This window comes from Psychrobacter sp. NZS113, from assembly GCF_015864825.1.
Lineage (GTDB): Bacteria > Pseudomonadota > Gammaproteobacteria > Pseudomonadales > Moraxellaceae > Psychrobacter.
Map to the genome: position 1 here is coordinate 14,026 of NZ_JADYWL010000006.1, position 19,103 is coordinate 33,128.

19 protein-coding genes are annotated in these 19,103 nt (G+C 42.3%); 12 read left to right on the forward strand and 7 right to left on the reverse strand.

Annotated elements, in window-relative coordinates; genetic code table 11:
• Positions 1-167 precede the first annotated feature (167 nt).
• The gene (locus tag I6E61_RS09840) at positions 168-605 is read right to left on the reverse strand and encodes a cell division protein ZapA (RefSeq protein ID WP_197134024.1); all 438 of its coding nucleotides are present in this window, start codon (positions 603-605) and stop codon (positions 168-170) included.
• Positions 606-721: 116 nt separating this feature from the next.
• Positions 722-1,162: a hypothetical protein gene (locus tag I6E61_RS09845; RefSeq protein WP_194197634.1), complete on the reverse strand. Its 441-nt coding sequence runs from the start codon at positions 1,160-1,162 to the stop codon at positions 722-724.
• A gap of 213 nt (positions 1,163-1,375) precedes the next feature.
• Here I6E61_RS09845 and I6E61_RS09850 point away from each other — a divergent pair, with 213 nt between their 5' ends.
• The 5 genes from I6E61_RS09850 to I6E61_RS09870 all read left to right on the forward strand — a co-directional run bounded on the left by I6E61_RS09850 (position 1,376) and on the right by I6E61_RS09870 (position 6,755).
• Positions 1,376-2,029 (forward strand): UPF0149 family protein, encoded by a 654-nt coding sequence (locus I6E61_RS09850; protein ID WP_194197635.1) that lies wholly within the window; start codon positions 1,376-1,378, stop codon positions 2,027-2,029.
• Between the two features lie 33 nt (positions 2,030-2,062).
• Positions 2,063-3,298, forward strand: coding sequence for an acetylornithine deacetylase (gene argE, locus I6E61_RS09855; RefSeq protein WP_197134027.1), 1,236 nt, complete (start codon positions 2,063-2,065; stop codon positions 3,296-3,298).
• A 305-nt stretch (positions 3,299-3,603) separates the two neighbouring features.
• A complete protein-coding gene (locus I6E61_RS09860; RefSeq protein WP_197134030.1) occupies positions 3,604-4,344 on the forward strand; it encodes a LysE family translocator in 741 nt (246 codons plus the stop codon).
• An 809-nt stretch (positions 4,345-5,153) separates the two neighbouring features.
• Complete coding sequence (locus I6E61_RS09865; protein WP_197134033.1) at positions 5,154-6,368, forward strand: RtcB family protein; 1,215 nt, start codon at positions 5,154-5,156, stop codon at positions 6,366-6,368.
• A 150-nt stretch (positions 6,369-6,518) separates the two neighbouring features.
• A complete protein-coding gene (locus tag I6E61_RS09870) occupies positions 6,519-6,755 on the forward strand; it encodes a hypothetical protein (protein WP_197134713.1) in 237 nt (78 codons plus the stop codon).
• 86 nt (positions 6,756-6,841) lie between these two features.
• Here the strand turns inward: I6E61_RS09870 and miaB are convergent, their stop codons facing one another.
• Positions 6,842-8,335: a tRNA (N6-isopentenyl adenosine(37)-C2)-methylthiotransferase MiaB gene (gene miaB, locus I6E61_RS09875; protein WP_197134036.1), complete on the reverse strand. Its 1,494-nt coding sequence runs from the start codon at positions 8,333-8,335 to the stop codon at positions 6,842-6,844.
• 347 nt (positions 8,336-8,682) lie between these two features.
• Here miaB and I6E61_RS09880 point away from each other — a divergent pair, with 347 nt between their 5' ends.
• The 3 genes from I6E61_RS09880 to I6E61_RS09890 all read left to right on the forward strand — a co-directional run bounded on the left by I6E61_RS09880 (position 8,683) and on the right by I6E61_RS09890 (position 12,671).
• The gene (locus tag I6E61_RS09880; RefSeq protein WP_197134039.1) at positions 8,683-10,803 is read left to right on the forward strand and encodes a lytic transglycosylase domain-containing protein; all 2,121 of its coding nucleotides are present in this window, start codon (positions 8,683-8,685) and stop codon (positions 10,801-10,803) included.
• A 462-nt stretch (positions 10,804-11,265) separates the two neighbouring features.
• Entirely contained in the window at positions 11,266-11,907 is a 642-nt protein-coding gene (locus I6E61_RS09885; protein WP_197134042.1) for a ribonuclease T2, read from the forward strand.
• 236 nt (positions 11,908-12,143) lie between these two features.
• Complete coding sequence (locus I6E61_RS09890; protein ID WP_197134045.1) at positions 12,144-12,671, forward strand: hypothetical protein; 528 nt, start codon at positions 12,144-12,146, stop codon at positions 12,669-12,671.
• A 185-nt stretch (positions 12,672-12,856) separates the two neighbouring features.
• Here the strand turns inward: I6E61_RS09890 and I6E61_RS09895 are convergent, their stop codons facing one another.
• Genes I6E61_RS09895 through I6E61_RS09905 form a run of 3 tightly spaced genes read right to left on the reverse strand, consistent with a single transcriptional unit; the run spans position 12,857 to position 14,605 of the window.
• On the reverse strand, positions 12,857-13,234 hold the full coding sequence (locus tag I6E61_RS09895; protein WP_197134048.1) for a hypothetical protein: 378 nt from the start codon (positions 13,232-13,234) through the stop codon (positions 12,857-12,859).
• On the reverse strand, positions 13,224-14,063 hold the full coding sequence (locus I6E61_RS09900; protein ID WP_197134051.1) for a hypothetical protein: 840 nt from the start codon (positions 14,061-14,063) through the stop codon (positions 13,224-13,226). The genes I6E61_RS09895 and I6E61_RS09900 overlap by 11 nt, the downstream gene beginning before the upstream one ends.
• Positions 14,060-14,605: a PAAR domain-containing protein gene (locus I6E61_RS09905; protein ID WP_197134054.1), complete on the reverse strand. Its 546-nt coding sequence runs from the start codon at positions 14,603-14,605 to the stop codon at positions 14,060-14,062. Before I6E61_RS09905 ends, I6E61_RS09900 begins: the two co-directional genes overlap by 4 nt.
• 76 nt (positions 14,606-14,681) lie before the next feature.
• Between I6E61_RS09905 and I6E61_RS09910 the strand changes: the two genes are divergently transcribed.
• The 4 genes from I6E61_RS09910 to I6E61_RS09925 all read left to right on the forward strand — a co-directional run bounded on the left by I6E61_RS09910 (position 14,682) and on the right by I6E61_RS09925 (position 17,844).
• On the forward strand, positions 14,682-14,876 hold the full coding sequence (locus I6E61_RS09910) for a hypothetical protein (protein WP_197134057.1): 195 nt from the start codon (positions 14,682-14,684) through the stop codon (positions 14,874-14,876).
• A gap of 248 nt (positions 14,877-15,124) precedes the next feature.
• Complete coding sequence (locus I6E61_RS09915; RefSeq protein WP_227685781.1) at positions 15,125-15,880, forward strand: tetratricopeptide repeat protein; 756 nt, start codon at positions 15,125-15,127, stop codon at positions 15,878-15,880.
• A 325-nt stretch (positions 15,881-16,205) separates the two neighbouring features.
• On the forward strand, positions 16,206-17,189 hold the full coding sequence (locus tag I6E61_RS09920) for a malate dehydrogenase (RefSeq protein ID WP_240215757.1): 984 nt from the start codon (positions 16,206-16,208) through the stop codon (positions 17,187-17,189).
• Between the two features lie 415 nt (positions 17,190-17,604).
• Positions 17,605-17,844 (forward strand): DUF2789 family protein, encoded by a 240-nt coding sequence (locus I6E61_RS09925; RefSeq protein WP_197134063.1) that lies wholly within the window; start codon positions 17,605-17,607, stop codon positions 17,842-17,844.
• Between the two features lie 87 nt (positions 17,845-17,931).
• On the opposite strand, the gene ribF is transcribed toward I6E61_RS09925, so the two are convergent.
• The gene (gene ribF, locus I6E61_RS09930) at positions 17,932-18,975 is read right to left on the reverse strand and encodes a riboflavin biosynthesis protein RibF (protein WP_197134066.1); all 1,044 of its coding nucleotides are present in this window, start codon (positions 18,973-18,975) and stop codon (positions 17,932-17,934) included.
• Positions 18,976-19,103 lie beyond the last annotated feature (128 nt).

Here is a 19,103-nt window from a genome sequence, read left to right on the forward strand (position 1 = left end):
CATAAAAAAGCGCTTAGCTTGAGTTGGCTAGGCGCTTATCTTTTTAATAGAGTGCTATTTGCTTATATAGTTGAATTTAAATAATTCCGATACAAGTAAGCCAAGTGCAAGCTATACATTAGTATGGTTAGCGAGGATGACGATGTAGCGAGTTTATATGGACTTGACTATAGAATGGACTGCGCGTCTTTCATGATTTTATTCAGCAGAGCTTCAGATTGTTTGTCTTGTTGCAAGCGGTCTTCGCTAGTTCTCTGATTGGCATGGATTTTCTCGTATAAGCTCAGGCAACACAGTACCAGTAGGTTTTCTTGACTGAGGCTCGGCGCATCTCTCTTGAGGTCTAGCGCATAGTTATTAATATAAGAGACGGCTGAATGTAGCTCTTCTTGCTCATGCACAGGGCAGTAGATTGGATAGTTAACGCCAGCAATAGCAATATCAACCTTTTTGATTTGTGGTTCAGCGACTTTCGCATTAGGTTGAGTAGCGGTATTCGGTATGATCGAAGCTGCTGTGGCGACATTCTTTGGTTGTAGTGCAGTATTTTGCGTTTGGTTATTTGGCAGCTGTTTTTCTATCGGTTTTTTGTGGTCATCGGTCATGATAAATCCTACAGTATTTGGTCAGTAAGGTGAGTAATATCAGATATTACCGTTATGAGCTTGGCTTAATTCACAAGAAGCAATGAGTTATTGTTATAAAAAATTGTGCTTAGTCATTAGCCTTCTACTTGGTCAATATGGGTTAAGCGTTTTAGTACTACTTGTGTGCGCTCGGCTGCCAATTGATTCTTTTTCTGTAGTTCACTGTTTTGTTGTTTGATATCGCTGTACTGCTGCTTTAATTCATTATTATGCTGTTGTAGCTCGCTGTTTTGTTGTTGTAATTGGTCGATCTGTTTTTGCAGCTTGTCTTGCTCTTCACCAATCATATGATGCGCTTCTGCAAGGCTTTGGTAGCGTTTATCGAGATCGCCCAGTTGTTTTTTAGTACCGTCACGTTCTGTATAGCTAGTCTTGAGCTTGGTTCTTAGCACCGTAAGCTCTTGCGGATCAGCAACAGGATGTTGTTTAAGGCTGCTAAGTTCAGCACTGACAAGCTGATACTGTTTTTTGATGTCGAGTACCATTTTTTCTAATATTCTAAGTTGATCATACATAGTCAGTTTTTATCCTTCACAAGTAAGCGTAAATGAATTTTGTTCTCTGCATTTAATAATGCCATAGGTGACCGCATAATATCTATATCAACAAAGTAATTACAAGTATTAGGCTTGGTCTTTTTATTTTTTATGGTCCACCGTCGTATCAATGACGTTGCGCGGGGGCTGTTTTTGTATTTTCAGTAATAATCAATCACTAGGACATCTATTATGAATGACAATATCTCTGGCTGGAACACTTGGCTGACTGCTTTTGATGACTGGACTGACGTGTCTATCAGCGAAGTACATGGCCTGATGACCGGACTCATGACTGCTTGTAATGCGCCTGATGAAGCTGTATGGGCTCAAGTCTTTGAAGAGTTAAGCTTTGGAGCATTACCAGAGCCTGCATTGACATTATTAGCCGAAGAAGCAGAAGATACCGTGTTTCAGCTAAAGGATAAAGATGATGCTTACTCTTATATGCCGCTGATACCTGATGATGAACATGACTTGTACGAGCGCGTGATGGCCTTGAAACAGTGGGCCAATGGCTTTATGACTGGTTTTGGTATCACTGATTGTAGTATTAGTGCTGACGAAAACGAGATGCTATCGGATCTGGCAAAGATTGGCGGTATTCGTTTAGAGGAAGACGAGATTTTTGAAGGTGGGGAAGAGTCTTATCTGTATATCTATGAGTTTGCCCGTATGGTGCCAGTCAGTTTTGCCACCCGTAAGCGCAAGGCCGTTAAAGACATCGCCTTGATTTCTGGACTCGCTATCGATGCCAAGACGACCAAAGAGCTACAGGCAGAAGGTAAATTACCAAAGCCGATGCCACCAGTCATTGATATTATGAACCAAAACAACCCTTCATAAGGCGAGTATTGCGTATCACAATAAGGATATTTTATGATGAGAAATAATAGTACTGATAGTGACAGTCAAGCTAACTCTGATATCGCTTATCCTACACAAAGTCTCGATTGGCTAACGCGTCTGATTGGTTTTGATACTGTTAGTCGTCACTCAAATTTGGCACTCATTGAAGACGTGCAAGCGTATTGTGAGCAATTAGGTCTGACAGTCGACTTGACCTTTAATGATGCTAAAAACAAAGCCAATTTATTTGTGACAGTACCGGCAGGAGAGAACGCTGACCAACTGAATCATGGTCTCGTGCTTTCTGGTCATACTGATGTTGTCCCAGTCGATGGTCAGGAGTGGACGTCAGATCCATTTACTGCGACGATACGGGGCGATAAGCTCTATGGACGCGGTGCTTGTGACATGAAAGGCTTTATCGGCTGTGTGTTGACGCTCTTACCACAAGCAGTAAAACTGTCTAACGCAGGTCAGCTACGTCGTCCATTACATTTGGCTGTGTCATTCGATGAAGAGGTGGGCTGTTTGGGTGCACCGCTTATATTGGCAGATATAAAGGCCCGTGGTATTACTCCTGATTATTGTATCGTTGGTGAGCCGACCAATATGGCGATGGTTGTCGCACATAAGGGCATTTCTATTTATCGCTGCCGCGTGCATGGTAAGTCTGCGCATTCGTCATTGACAGCGCAAGGTGTCAACGCTATTAGCTATGCCAGTCGTTTGATTGGCTATGTCGATGAGCTAGCGGAAGAGATCAGTCATCGCGATGATAATGATATGATGTTCGATGTGCCTTACTCAACTCTGTCTGTAGGTACCATACAGGGCGGTACCGCAACCAATATCGTCCCCAATCTGTGTGAGTTTACATTTGACTATCGTAATTTGCCGCACATGACGCAAGATGACATACTGACACCCATTCAGTCAAAGGTAGCAGAGTTAAGTGCTCAAATGCAGGCACGAGCACCAGAGACTGGTATTGAGCTGATACAAGCAGTAGGCGTACCAGCAATGACAGACCGTGATAGCGCCGAGCTGCAAGCACTGATCGCTGCGCTGACGAATGATGAGCAACGTCATAAAGTGGCTTATGCAACAGAAGGCGGGCAGTTTACCAATGCTGGCATTCCAACGATTATCTGCGGCCCTGGTAGTATCGAACAGGCACACAAGGTAGACGAGTATGTTGAGCTTATCGAAATCGAACGCTGTGATACCTTTTTGCAGAAATTGCTAGACAGCTGCACAATTAAATGATGTATTCAAATACTAGGGCATGTCCTCAATTCAATCGATAGTCATCTAAATGGGTTAAAAATGGCTAAATCTTGCCAAACGGCGTCAAATAGCTGACTAATATCCCGATATTATCTGCACTATTTTCCTTGTTTGACTACAATTTATCTCATTTTTATCACCATTTTTAAAATGAGGACACGCCCTAAACATAAGTATATAATGTGAGTAAGTATAAATAATACCGCCTAAATGGCGGTATTATTTTTTGGTAATGTAGCGACTCGTGTGAGAGCTACTGATATACACATAGTAGGGGTGGGTTGATGTCTTGGCATCTGTTTGCGGTGTTTTTTGCAAGTACGTTTTTTATATCAGCGACCCCTGGGCCGAACATGCTGCTAGCGTTCCAGTATGGTATGAACTATGGCGTAAAACGAACGCTGTGGACGCTAGCAGGGTTAAGTCTGGGTCTGTTTATATTACTCCTCTCGACTCTCCTTGGACTCGATGTGATCAGTCGCCAGTCACCTTGGCTACTGACGATCATCAAAGCAGTTGGCGCAGTGTATTTAATCTATCTAGGTATCAGTTCATGGCGCGATGCGGGTGATGGTAGTTTAATGAAAGACGCTCGCGAAATGAGTGAAGAAGTCGCTTCGGAATATCTTGCGTCTGAAAGTAACAGTGAAAGCATGGCTAATACACCGCAGCCACGTTCTCTCTCTAGCGCGGCAGTCAAAGTATCTCCAAGTAATACGACCTTATTCCGTACGGGGGTCTGGGTATCGTTATCTAATCCCAAAGCCATTCTGTTCTTTGCGGCATTTTTTCCGAAGTTTATCAATTTTAGTGCGCCACTATGGCCTCAATATGTCTTATTAACCATAGGGTTGTTTCTGAGTGAGACAGTTTGGCAGATTATTTATACCTTAGGTGGTAAAAAGCTTGCAAGCTGGCTAGATGTAGGCAATCGCCTAGCTTGGCTCAATCGCGGTTGCGGAGTGATATTTATCATTATTGCGGCGGCCCTATTAGCTGAAGTATTAAATAGCTTGATGGTTTAAAAGTTTTTGAGTTCTATATTTAAAGTGACATTCTCAAATTAATACTTTTAAAGTAACAGGTTTAATGAAATATAATTTTTATAGTATTCTCTATTTAAATAAAATTAATTATTGACTTTATTTTTTAAATTGTTATTATTACCACATTGATTTATTAGCTTCTATGTAAGCGATAAGTTATTTCAATAAATCTGCTACTATTGTCTACAATAATTAGCCACAACCTATGGAGGAATCATCGTGTCCTATTTAACTATCAAGACGTTTTTAAAGATTGAATGTGTAAACTACCTGACAGCAATGACGACTTCGAAAAGGTTTGGCTGAATCTATATACAAGCTATTGAGTGATATTCTATCTATTGATATCAACGAATAGCGTTCTATATCTACTCGCTCTACCCTTCTTCTAAGTCTACTGTGCCAAAATCGCTCTGCGATTGTGCTAGGCCATATTGCGCTTGCTGTTATCTGTCTACCTAACATTTTATTTTATCGTTATTGCCAATAAGTCGATTCACGCTATTGTTTAGCGTATGCCTTTCTGCGTGCATAATATTTATGCTCTCAATTTTGGTACGGTAAAAGCTTTCTTTAAAACGTCCATCATAAATAAACCATGCATTTTTATTAATTTTTTAATTAATAAAAAACGGTATTTTATTGTCTTTATTTTATGATTTATTAACCTATGTGCTCATTAAACATTTTGTTTAATTGAGATGGGTAAGTAATGTCTAAAAATTATAATAGTCAAAATAAAAATATTTCGTATGGTTATAAAAATAATAAAATGGAAGTAATAAATAATGAGCATTCAATTAGTATTAAACGAAAATCGTAAACATGGCGTACCCGTCAAGATTTATACCTCGGACGTTGAGCAAGGTGCGATGCAGCAACTACACAATTTAGCTCAGTTGGAGTTTGTACACTCGCATATCGCGGTGATGCCCGATGTGCATGTCGGCAAAGGCGCTACAGTCGGCAGTGTGATCCCGACCAAATCCGCCATCATTCCTGCCGCAGTCGGTGTCGATATCGGCTGCGGTATGAACGCGGTGCGTTTGTCCCTGACGGCGAGCGATTTACCTGATAACTTAAGGTCATTACGCTCAGTAGTGGAGCAACAAGTACCAGTCGGCTTTAACATGCACAAGCAAATTCAAGCCAAGAACTCAACGCTTGATCCACTAGGTAAACGTCTAAAACCGATTACTGATAAGCATCCAGGTTTACTTAAAATGCTCAAAGGTTTTGAGCGTACTTGGGCAAAGCAGTTGGGAACACTCGGTGGTGGCAATCATTTCATTGAGCTGTGCTTGGATGAAAACAGTGACGTCTGGGTAATGCTGCATTCTGGCAGTCGCGGCATCGGTAATTGTATCGGCCAGTACTTTATTAATTTAGCAAAAAAAGAGCGTCAATCGCGCTTCGGTCATGTTCCAGATCGAGATTTGTCTTATTTTGCCGAAGGGTCTGATAGCTTCGCTGATTATGTCGAAGCAGTGGGTTGGGCGCAGGACTATGCGTTAGAGAACCGCCGTGAGATGATGCGTCTCGTCATTAAGTCACTGCAGTCGCCACAAGCGGGGTTACCACGATTTCAGCTGACCAAAGAAGCCATCAATTGTCATCATAACTATGTCAATGAAGAGGTGCATTTTGGCGAGCAGGTTTACGTGACGCGTAAAGGTGCTATCAGTGCTTATGCAGGTGAGCTCGGCATTATCCCAGGCTCTATGGGCGCAAAGTCCTTTATTGTACGCGGTCTGGGCGCGGAGGAATCGTTTTGCTCATGTTCACATGGGGCAGGGCGACAGATGAGCCGTGGTAAAGCCATACGAGCATTCACTATCGATGAGCTAAAAGCGCAGACGGATGGCGTCGAGTGTCGCAAAGATAAAGGCGTCATCGATGAGATACCAGGCGCTTATAAAGACATCGATGAAGTGATGGCCAATCAAACGGATTTGGTCGAGGTGGTGCATACGTTGAAGCAGGTCATGTGTATTAAAGGCTAATGAGTAAAACCATAGCGAGTCACGACGGTGTCAATCGAGCTAAATGTAACAAGTGTACTATTTGCGCTCGATTTCCTAATTGTGGTCTCACTATGCTGTCACTCGAATATATAAAATAGATTTAGAGTTATTAAAAATATAGGTAACAATATGAGCTTAAAACAAACCTTAAAAAAGGCCAAACAGATTGAACGGCAGTTAGAGCAGCAGGCTGTGACAGGTACACAACACTCCATAGGCACAGTCAAGCCGCGTAATTATCTAGCGCTTGATCCATTATTAAGAAAAGGTGGTATTCACGAAAAAGAAGATATCGACATTGTCCGCAAAAAACGTCGCCGCGAGACCAAGCAGCAGTTACGGAAGACAGATTGGTTATTAGAATAATGGTGATTAACATTCACGCCCAAAAAAGCCGTTCGCTATGATAGTGAACGGCTTTTTTATTCTTACTCAAACTTATAGTTTAACGGTTACGCCAATACTTCGATCAGCTCACCTTTGACCATGTGCGGGCTGACAAAATCAGTAATACGCACGCTCACGAGTTTACCCAACATCTCATCCATTTTTTCGACATCATGGGGGAACATGACGGTACGGGTGTTATCTGCAGTACCGATTAAACAGTCAGGATGACGGTTGGCAACTTGTTCAACCAAGACGCGAGTCGTGGTACCGACCATCTCATGAGTTTTCGCAAGCGTTGAGTCAATGATGACTTTTTGGAATTCAGCCAAGCGTTCTTTTTTAGTTTTGAAGCTTACATCATCTGGCAACTCAGCGGCTGGCGTGCCTGGGCGCTTAGAGTAAATAAAGCTGTAAGAGTGATCGAAGTTTAATTCCTTTGCCAAGTTCAACGTATCTTGGAAGTCTTGATCGGTCTCACCAGGGAAGCCAATGATAAAGTCGCTCGACAAATGAATATCAGGACGAATGGCTTTTAGCTTATTAATCTGATTGATATACACATCAATGGTATGGTTGCGCTTCATCGCTGCCAAAATAGCGTTTGAGCCACTTTGAACCGGTAGATGTAAGTGTGATACCAGCTCTGGTAATTGTGCATAGGCGTCAATGATATCATCAGTGAACTCTAGCGGATGGCTGGTCGTATAGCGAATACGCTCGACACCGTCGACATGTGAGACATAATGCAACAGCTCAGCGAAACGGCAAATGCTGCCATCGTCTTTTTCGCCGCGATAGCCGTTGACGTTTTGACCCAAGAGGTTGATTTCACGCACGCCTTGCGCGGCTAAGCTATCAATCTCTGCCAATACGTCGTCGAGTGGACGTGACAATTCTTCACCGCGGGTATAAGGCACTACGCAAAATGAGCAGTACTTTGAACAACCTTCCATAATAGAGACAAAGGCTTTGTAGCCTTCTACTCTTGGCTCTGGCAAAAAATCAAACTTTTCGATACTCGGAAATGACACATCAATCGTACCGATACGGTTTTTAGGCGCTATTTCACGTTGTTCGTTTGATTGATCATACAGCTCTGGCAGACGGTGCAAGGTTTGCGGGCCAAAAACCATATCGACATAAGGCGCACGCTTTTGAATGTTGTCACCTTCTTGGGAGGCCACGCAACCACCGACGCCAATGACGAGGTCAGGGCGTTTTTCTTTTAGTTTGCGCCAGCGACCCAATTCTGAAAATACTTTCTCTTGCGCTTTTTCGCGGATAGAGCAAGTATTCATTAGCAGTACATCGGCCTCATCGATATCATGCGTGACTTCCATACCGTGGGAATCACCGAGCACGTCGAGCATTTTGCCAGAGTCATAGACATTCATCTGGCAGCCTTGAGTGGTGACGAAGACTTTTTTGGTAGCTGTTTTGTTTACAGGAGATTGGGCTGAACTTGCTTCATTGAGTGCAGTGACAGCAGGCGCGGCAGCAGTTGCTTCAGTAACAGCAGCGTCTTTGATGCGGGGATTGAATACAGTAACACTCATAAGGATAAGTCCATGATTGACTAAAGATATAGCGGGGTAGACGATTAACAGGTGGCGTATTTTATCACAACCCTCTACCAATGTGAAAAATTAGCGTGGGTGATCGCTGGTCAATATTATAAATTATTCATAACGGTATCAATTGTTTACTGGAGTTAGCAGCACTTTTGATAAAAAATACGACTCGACATCATTTCTATGTTACACCGTACTGTCCTATTTATTAACAAAAGGTAAAGGCTATGGTTGAAAGTGCAACGAGTATAGTATGATGAATAAAACCACCTTAGCGGTACATTATAAATCGCTGTTTAATTATTTGTAGAGACATAATAAAGAGAGTCAATATGACAGAATTGCGCGTTGCTCATAGCATCAAGGATAGAGAGTTGGCCAGTCAAAAGCATGGTTCTGAACGATCTAGGGCAGGCAGGCTGCGGGTGAGTGCGCTGAGTTTGGCGACGGCAGCGAGTGCGTTAGGGCTATCGCAAGTTGCTTGTGCAGAGCTGTCATGGGGTGATAGCGAGAGCTACCAGCAAGAGAATAACTATCAGCAAGACAGCAGTATTGACTCATTTATGTCAGCAGCAAGCGCCGCAGACCGAGGTGATGTCAGCGCCCTTTATGGTTATGAGCAAGCGATGAGCGGTGGTTTGTTTGCGATGTATCCCACTTATTGGCGGATGAATCTAGATCTTAATTCACAAAGTGCGGCTGCGGTGTCACAGTTCGTGAGTCAGTATCCTAATACTGTGATGGCTGAAAAACTGGTTGCAGATTTTGCGGAGACCAAAGCAGGGTCAAACGATTATGCATCAGTACGCCAAGTCGCAAATTTAATCACCAATGCCGATGCCAGTGAGCGCTGTGCAGTTGCGCTTGGTTTTAATAATGGTGGCGACACGATGCGTGCTATGGCAGCCAAATCTGATGTTTGGCTGAATACCCAAAAGCAGCCAGCATTGTGTGATCAGTTAGCGATGGAAATGAACAATAACGCACTGATTAATAATCAAGATCGCACCGCTCGTCTTAAACGTATGCTACGTAAAGGCAAGACTGGTGACATCATGGCGTTGTCCTCACGCTTAGGCACGCCTATTGCTTATTCAGCATTGAGTGAGATTCAGCTAAGTCCATCTTCATTCTTTACCAGTTTTGGTAGACAGTCTGCCAGTCAGACCAATCAATATCTTTATTTGTATGCGTTAGGCCGTGTCGCTGACAAATCTTATCGTGAGGCTGCGCTACAGTTAGATTTTGATATCAAACAAGATAACCAGCGTTCAGTGAAGTTGTTGAATGATGACACCCGTCGCTATGCCTATCGTATCCTCGGTGTACAGCGTATGAACCACAATACTGATGATGGCTTCAATGCTGAGGCAGTTGAATGGTTCCGTAATAGCTTAGATAACGACTTTAATTTTGAAGAAGCCGAAGATTATGCCATGGCAGCCATTCGCTTTAGCCAATGGGATGATGTGGTCGAAGCTATCTCTAGAATGGAGAGCGAAACTCAAAAAAGTAGCCAGTGGCAGTATTGGTTAGCACGCGCATATGAGCAATCGAGCGATTCAAACAAACGTAATACTGCTAAAAAAATGTATAAGAACATCGCAAAAAGTAATGAGTATTACGGTTTGATGGCAAAAGACAAGATCGGTCAACGTTTTGATGCTAGCCAGTTCGGTGGCAGTAATCTACCAAACGTGAGTACCTCGGATCGCGCACGTGTCATGCAAGATGGTAACTTTGCTCGTGCTTTTGCCTTATATAACTCTGATGCTAGCCGTGCTTATGCCAACCGTGAGTGGAACTGGGCGGTGAAGCAGGCGCGTGACAAGCGTGATGACAATCTAATCATTGCTGCTGCTCGTCAAGCACATGACATGGGCTGGCTCGATCGTGCGATTTACGCGGTGGATAATACTGATAGAGTCGATAGCTTAGCCTTATCGCATCCGATGCCGCACCAAGATGCCGTCGTTCGCTACAGCCAATCTGCTGGCATCGATCCAGAGTGGGCTTATGGCATTATGCGTCAGGAGAGTCGCTTTGTAACTTCTGCACGCTCAAACGTTGGGGCAAGTGGACTGATGCAAGTCATGCCTGATACGGCCAAATATATCGCTCGTAATCTGGGTGAAACTTATAGTGCTAGCCGTGCCAATAGTGGCGATACCAATATTCGTTATGGTACATGGTATATGGGTGATATCTTAAGCAAGTTGAACCGTCAGCCAGTCGTCGCTACAGCGGGTTACAATGCTGGACCTAATAATGCCAAACGCTGGCAGCCAGTCTATGGGTCACTTGCAGCGGATCAATATGTTGAGTCTATCGCGTTTCCTGAAACGCGTAATTACGTCAAGCATGTGATGGAGAATGCCACTATCTATAGTAGCTTGTTGGGTCGTAGTCAGCCCATTAGTCAGCGCATGGGTACCGTTCCATCTTCTTTCTAGAACACTCATTTACGATTCAAATAAGCCCTTAACGATTGCTCGTTAGGGGCTTATTTTTATACACTGAATTTAGGTATTCTGATCTCATGTTTACGTTTCTGCTATAGATTAAAAAAAACGATTTGTTACCATTGCATTAACTAGTGTATTTAATTGATGTTTATAAATTACTGTTCATATTTTTTAGCTCTATGCTTAGTGGTATGAGTGTTTGTATGTCAAACGCTATAATCTAAGCGATAGCCTATGTTTTATCACTGCTAGATGCCTCCAGCCCTTATGATAAAAAAATACTTTACTCTTTGCATTTTATCGAAAGTTAGATATCCATCATCTACTCATACGCAGGCGCGCCCGTTATTTAACCTGACGGCAACTCCGAGTCATTCGAATGTTCATACAGCGATCAAACCAATCAAAATTTTGGATAAAGGTCACGCAAGCCTAATCGGCAAGCGTTTTATGAGTAAAATGAATACCACGATGGGGATTGGTGCATTACTAATATTGCAAGGTATTGTTCTAATGCCAGCCAATGCTGCCAGTACCGCTAGGAGTGGGCAGCGTGTGTTGATGATCGAAATGACACCTGCTTTATGTAGTATGCAACCAACGCGCGCCCGTATGCGTCAATGTCTAGAAGGCTATTCGCTGACCGTATCAGGTTTAGACATGGGTTATGGTGAGCGCTGTGGTCGTGGCAGTGATCCTCGATTGACACCGCTTCAGCTAAAAGTCGTCAACCGCATCATGCCTGATACCACGGTACGTAGCCAAACGTGGCAACGTTATGGTGCTTGTAGTCCATTCAGTGCCAGTAGCTACTTTCGCCAGATTACCAATTACGCTGGCGCATTAAAGTTACCGAAAGAGCTGAATACGGGTAATAGCTATACGGTTTCCAAGTCGCGATTCATCAGTCAGATGACTCGCCTCAATGGCGGGATGTCTTCGAATAGCATCGACTTAATTTGCCAAGCTGGCAGCCGAAAGCAGTCCATATTGACGGATATTCATGTTTGTTATGAAGGGGCTGAATTTGGTAGTTGTCCTAATGTTGTGGACAGTTGTGATAGTCAATTTATCATTTCAGGCGGTGAATAATTTTCATCAATACTATTTAAAAGTTATCATTTAGCAGCCCCTTTTAATACACTCTTTGACAGTTTTTAGTCATAACTTGTAGCCTTATTCCTTCATTACTGATATCAGGCATGGCGATAGGGGCAGCATTGGTCAACAAATTCTCAAAACCGATCTATATAAATCAAAAGCCGCAGACACAGCAGCCCATCGACTACAGTCAGAGGTAAGTTATGGACAAGAGACTACTAGAGTAAGTGCAGCAAGCCCTACAAGCACAGCAGGACACGATCAAACGCCAAAAGCAGATGCTAGACGACCAAGAGCGACACACACAGCAGCAGCTACGCAAGAAAGACCAGGATATAGCCGAATTGACAGCCTCATTGAACAAATTGGCAAGAACGAAGACGCAAGAGCTGGAACACTTACCGACGTTGTTCAAGGAGTTGCAAACTTCAATGACAGAACAAACAAGCGTGTTCAATGGATGGGTAGCATATCGGAAAGAGCACGTAACAACGCAATCAACGTTGATAAGCGAGTTATTGGTGTTAGGAAACGTTCAGATGCAGCTCGTAGAGCAGTTGAAGACGTATCAGAGCACGATAACACCGTTCGATTATCTAGAGAGCGATACAGTGAAGTTAGAGGACGGATTGAGCGAATTAGTGAACGCACAGAACAAAATAAAGCAGTCACAAACGAAAATAACCGACTCACAGACAGAAATACAGACGGAATTGAAGGAATTAAACAGGTTGCTGAGCAAGTTAGAGAGCTAATACAAGCTAAAGAGCAAGAACTTGAGCGTGCTAGAGCGCACACAAGATCACGATCTCCGAGTATGGGGCGTTAGACAGGACAGGCAACAAAGACTGCCTGAACTTAGCTAACTCTTGACCTAAAAAAGTAAGTAATCAAATATTCACTAAGTAAGGCGCTATATTTAGTGCTAATGGCAAGTTATTTACTGAGCATCCTTTACTTCAATGGTGTACTCTTTTTCAAAATCTTTACCAGGAAAGTTAGTGCCATATGTACTTCCAGCAATATTAATGTAGATAGGCTCTAAGGTTGTAGGTGTGCCCGTAACGGTCAACATGTTATTATCTTTATAACCTCCTTCTGCAATACTTGGCATAATTTTGAAACTAGCATCAGACACTTCAGAATAAAAGCTTAGCTCAACAACCGCGCCACCTGTTATCTCTATATTGGTTTGATAGGGTTGATTAAGGTAAGCATCAGGTAATTTATCAGGTGACACCTTTACAGGATCGCTGCATCCTATTATCAGTAAGCTTGACACCACTATTATATATTTTCTTATCATTTTATTTTCCAACCACAATTGCTTGAAAATGATATTTTTGAAACTCTGAGAAAGTTAAGTCTGATTTAAGAGGTCTAGCGATTTCTCCCCATGTAAATAATTTTAGCTTGATAGTATCAGAGGATTTTATATCACTTCTTATAGGGCTACCGTCACTATTACGTAGCAGATCAGTCCAAACCACCCAATGATTAGGGAGGTTAACAGTTGGTAAACTTTGTCTTGAAATAAATCCAGAGTTTATTAGAGAGATGACATGATAATTAGAGTTATCTTTATAGCCGTTTATTTTTATAATATTTTTTGGGTTATCGAAAATCAACGTATCAACATGTCGATAGCCTGCTTTTTTAAACCAGTCGATAATATCTACTGGCAAAGTAATTCCTGCTACTCGGCTAAACGGTGAGCCGTAATCTATAAGGTTATTAGTTGAGTCTCGTAAGCTTGACAGAGTCATCCAGTCAATAGCCGAAATTCTCATTTCATCTTTTGCATTGAATAAATCTTCTGGATTTTTTGCGTTAGTACTTGGTTCAATGTTTAAATCATTAATTATTGTTTTGCCATTTATCCAAAGCTCTGCGACAGCATCGTTATATAGCTTTGGATGATCGATAAGTAGACAATAAAAGAGAGCAGCAGGTCCGCACAATGAAGATGCGCCTTGACTAGGATAAGTCTTAAGCTCCATTCTATCAGTAAGTTCCTTTTTCACTTTTACTGCGGTAAAGGGGTCTTTAGTATCATTTAAAGGGTGTTGTTTCGATATAAACGGTCTTGGCTTAATTTTGGTAGAGGTGTCTCCATCTTTCATATTGCCACTCGTACTATTGCTCATTCAAATACTCCTAAACCGTTTTGCCATTCTAAATCTAGTTTGATCTCAATCTCATCATTGTTGTCAGAATAAAAGCGCTCTGTCCAGCCGTCTTCATTCGTAACACCTTGATAGGTCTGACCACTGTGTTTATTTATAGCAGTATAATTATAATTAACATAAGGCGTATCATCGTCAGCTACAAACTGAAAAGCAGTATTGTATCTACTTAGAATTTTACTAGCATACTCCTGAGCCTCTCTCTTAGTTTGTTCTGCTTCCTCAACGCCCATCACCTCAAAACCAGACTCACAGAACGACTGCTGAACCGCAATGAGCTTAGCACCGCAGCTGGTCACGTCTCCTGCGCGAGCAATGGGTGCACCATCGACAATAAACGAGGCGTCCCCTGTCAAAATAGTTGTCAGTTTTTTACATTTTTTACAGATGACTTTATCGCCTTTACGCGATACTGGAATACCGTTGTGAGTCGTTTGTGGTGACCCGCTAATCACTTTACCGCCATGAGTTGTCGTCGCGCCTACGGTGATATAAGCTGCCATAGTATCGTCCTAAATATCACTAAGATATAAACTATAACATGATAAATGGACATAAGTTTATAAAACGAGGTAATTGATGAGATATGTATTAGCAACGACAGAAAGGGTTGTCAAATGGTATGTATTCGACCCTAAAACGGTGAGCAGTACCACTTATTCACTGAGTGAGGTGTTGGATTTAAACATAGTACCAATAGCAGGTGACAAAGCGACTGCTAAGTTGTGGGCGCAAGAAATGGGATTAAAAACGTGGCGCTATGTGAGACTGTAGAACGTAGTAAAACTAAGCCCAAAACATGCGCGTTTAGCACAACATAGAGTGTTATTGTTCGCATAAAGGTAGATTATGGTAAATGGATTTAGGGGTGGAAAAGCACCGGCATGCGTGCTCGAAAGTATATTTGCTATCATGGCAATAACGCACAAATGTATATCCCAAGAATCTATCTATAGAGCCTTGCTATGATCCTCTCGAATACCTCTTTAATACGTAAAATCCCCCTCTTTTTAGTCGCTGCTATGCTTTCTTTTTCAGCGATGGCTACTGATTTTGATCAAGTCCAACGAGAGGCTAATCAAGGATTTGTTGAAGCGCAATACAACCTCGGTGTGATGTATAGCAAAGGTTTAGACGCGCCTCAGGATTATGTCAAGGCAGCTGAATGGTTTCAAAAAGCAGCGAACCAAGGTAAGGCTTCTGCTCAAATCAACCTTGGGTTGATGTATGAACTAGGATTAGGCGTGCATGAGGATTATAACAAGGCAACTGAGTGGTATGAAAAAGCGGCGAATCAAGGCGATGCTCGTGCTCACTACAACATTGGTCTAATGTATGCCAACGGCAAAGGAGTGCATCAGGATGATACTAAGGCAGCTGAGTGGTATCAAAAAGCGGCTAACCAAGGCGATGCTAGTGCTCAATACAACCTTGGAGTGATGTACGATCAAGGGAAAGGCGTTCGTCAGGATGATGCTAAGGCAGTTGAGTGGTATGAAAAAGCAGCTAACCAAGGGGTTATTAGTGCTCAATATAACCTTGGCCTGATGTATAGTACTGGTGCACAGGTACGTCAGGATTATGAAAAAGCAGCTGAGTGGTATCAAAAAGCGGCTAACCAAGGCGATGCTGGTGCTCAATACAGTCTTGGGGTGCTGTACGGCGCTGGGCTTGGGGTACAGAAAGATAAGGCTACTGAAAAAGAGTATTTCGGTGCATCTTGTGATAACGGCAACCAATATGGTTGTGATAGGTATCGAAAATTAAACCAAAGATAGAATGATTAGTCCTATATAAGCGTCATACCAAGCGATATAGTGCGGATTAACGCTATCATCAGCTCCCTCTCAATCTGTCTTAGCGCTTGATTCATAAGCGCTTTACTTGCTTGAAACCTCTCTCGTATAAAATGTAACAATATAATAGGTTGTGGGTCTCTTATTGTCTCTAGACGATGCGCTGAACGAAGTGCTACACTAACCCTCGGTTTATGGCTGCTGCTATGCAGCAAACAAGTCGATATCTAAAATGATAATCATTCATTAGAGTCATCTATTAGAATCATGAATTATCTAATAATTAATTAGGGAGTATTCAATGTCAATGAAACAGCCTTTACGTGTTGCCGTCACTGGTGCCGCTGGTAATATCAGCTATGCTATGCTATTTCGTATTGCATCTGGCGAGATGTTAGGTAAAGATCAGCCAGTTATTTTGCAATTGCTTGAAATCACGCCAGCACTTGACGCCCTAAAGGGTGTGGTCATGGAATTGGAAGATTGTGCATTCCCATTATTGGCCGGCATCGTCCAAACTGATGATGCTAATGTTGCATTCAAAGACATTGATTATGCTTTACTTGTTGGTGCCCGTCCTCGTGGCCCAGGTATGGAACGTAAAGATTTGCTAGAAGCCAATGCTGCGATTTTCTCAGCGCAAGGTAAAGCATTGAATGACGTAGCAAGCCGTGATGTAAAAGTATTGGTAGTGGGTAACCCTGCTAACACTAACGCGCTTATTGCTCAACGTAATGCACCAGATCTTGATCCACGCAACTTTACAGCAATGACTCGTTTGGATCACAACCGTGCCATGGCGCAGTTGGCTGGCAAAACTGACAGCACTGTAAATGACGTGAAAAAAATGATCATCTGGGGTAACCACTCATCAACTCAGTATCCAGATCTAACGGCTTGTACTGTCAATGGTAAGCCAGCTTTAGATCTAGTTGATCGTACTTGGTACGAAGGCACTTATATCCCAGAAGTACAGCAACGTGGTGCAGCGATTATTAAAGCTCGCGGTGCTTCATCTGCTGCTTCTGCTGCCAATGCTGCCATTGCACATATGCGCACGTGGGCATTGGGTACTGATGAGAACGATTGGGTATCAATGGGCGTTTACTCAAACGGCGAATACGGTATCGCGGAAGGTTTGATCTACTCATTCCCATGCACCTGTACTAACGGCGACTGGTCTATCGTAGACGGCGTTGATGTATCATCTGACTTCTCAAAAGAGAAAATGGCTGCGACTGAGCAAGAGCTTAGCGAAGAGCGTGATGCAGTAGCACACTTACTACCATAAGTAGATACTTTGCTTAAGTGGTAAGATCAAAAGCAGTATAAAAAAGCCCTCTGAAATATGAGGGCTTTTTTATGTCTTGGAAAAATAAGCAATCATTGTAGCTAGTCGAGACACTTTAGAGGTAAGTAAGGCAAAATAAGTAAAATAAGTAAAATAAGTAAAATAAGTAAAATAAGTAAAATAAGTAAAATAAGTAAAATAAGTAAAATAAGTAAAATAAGTAAAATAAGTAAAATAAGTAAAATAATAGCCTGACGTTGTATTTGATTTATATAAAATTGGACCGCTACCATTAATACAATTGATAACGTTAGATAAACGTTGGTTAACAGCTATTAAAATAGAGCCTGCTACAATAAAGTGGTAAGCATAAATAATAATCACAAATAAACCTGCATTATCTAGGGAGAAAAATATGTTGAATGAACCTGAATATAATATAAACGAATTATTTGCGCAGCTAGGACTTGATAGCTCAGATGAAGCAATTGATAGCTTTATTGAAACACATAAATTGGCAAAAGAAGAGAAGCTGATAGAGTCGAGTGTGTGGACTGACAATCAGCGTATGTTTTTGCAAGAAGAATGGGAAAAAGATGCGGCATGGGTAGAAATTATTGACGACTTGAACGTACGTATGCACCCAGATGCCTAGTTGTAAAGCAAGCTTATAAAAACCAAGCTCATAAAAAAACCTACAAACATTCATGTTGTGGGTTTTTTTATGATTTATACATCTGTTCTAACGGAGTTGTTGTTCTGCTCGCCATCTAATTAACTCTTTTACATCATTATGAATGCCAGTCTTTAATGCCTCTAGTCCATCATAGCGTCGTTCACCATGTAGATAATGCAAAAATCGAACCTGCAAAGTTAGGCCATATAAATCAGCTTGCAGCTCTGGGAAATGGACTTCCAGACGCCAGTTATGTGCTTTATCTACCGATGGTCTAGTACCAACATTGGCTGTACCAAACAAGCTATCAGCACGTAATCCTGCTATACCAGTTTGTCCATTGACCGCATTTACGGTTAGGCCATTAGGAATCACTTTGCCATTATCATCGAGACTGACGACATCGACCCCAAAGATGCCATGTAACGCAGGCTTCAAACGTTTTAAGTCAATATTGGCAGTAGGAAAGTCTATCGTGCGCCCAATTTGATCACCTCTGATGACCAATCCGGTAATCGCATAGTCGCGACCCAATAAGGTATTGGCTGCATCAATATCGCCAGCCAATAGCATATCACGCACACGAGTAGAGCTAATACGTGCCGCGTTATCACTATTGTCAGTGATAGTGTGTAAATTGGTCACATCCAAACCATAATCACGCAAAAACTGACTGTCACCAGTACGGTCATGACCAAACTTAAAGTCATCGCCCAATACTAAAGCCTGCACATTCAAGCGTAGTGCCAAAATGTCTGCAAAGGCTTGTGCTGATAGTGACCGAAAATCCGTATCAAATCCTGCCACAATCAAGGTTTCAACACCATACTCTGCTAGTAAGGCTTGTTTTTCAGCGAGATTGGTTAGGCGAGCAGGCGCAGTGGCAGTCGCAAAGAATTCACGAGGCTGTGGCTCAAATATCATGACAGCAGAGCCAAGATTTTGCGCCTGTGCAATTTCTCTGACTTGCGTAAGCATCGCTTGATGGCCCAAATGTACGCCGTCAAAATTGCCTATAGTGAGCACACAGGGCGCTAGATCTATTGGGCTAATATTAGCAGGCAGTGTACTTGGCGACGCAATCAGTTGCTCAAGAAAATAGGTGTTCATAAATTTTCAGCTATGATAGATAAGACCAGATAAAAAAGAAAACACACCATACCGAAAATCGATGTGTCTAAAATCAGCCATTATAAAGTAAAATGGCCATACTAACATCCTATAGTCTACTCATTATA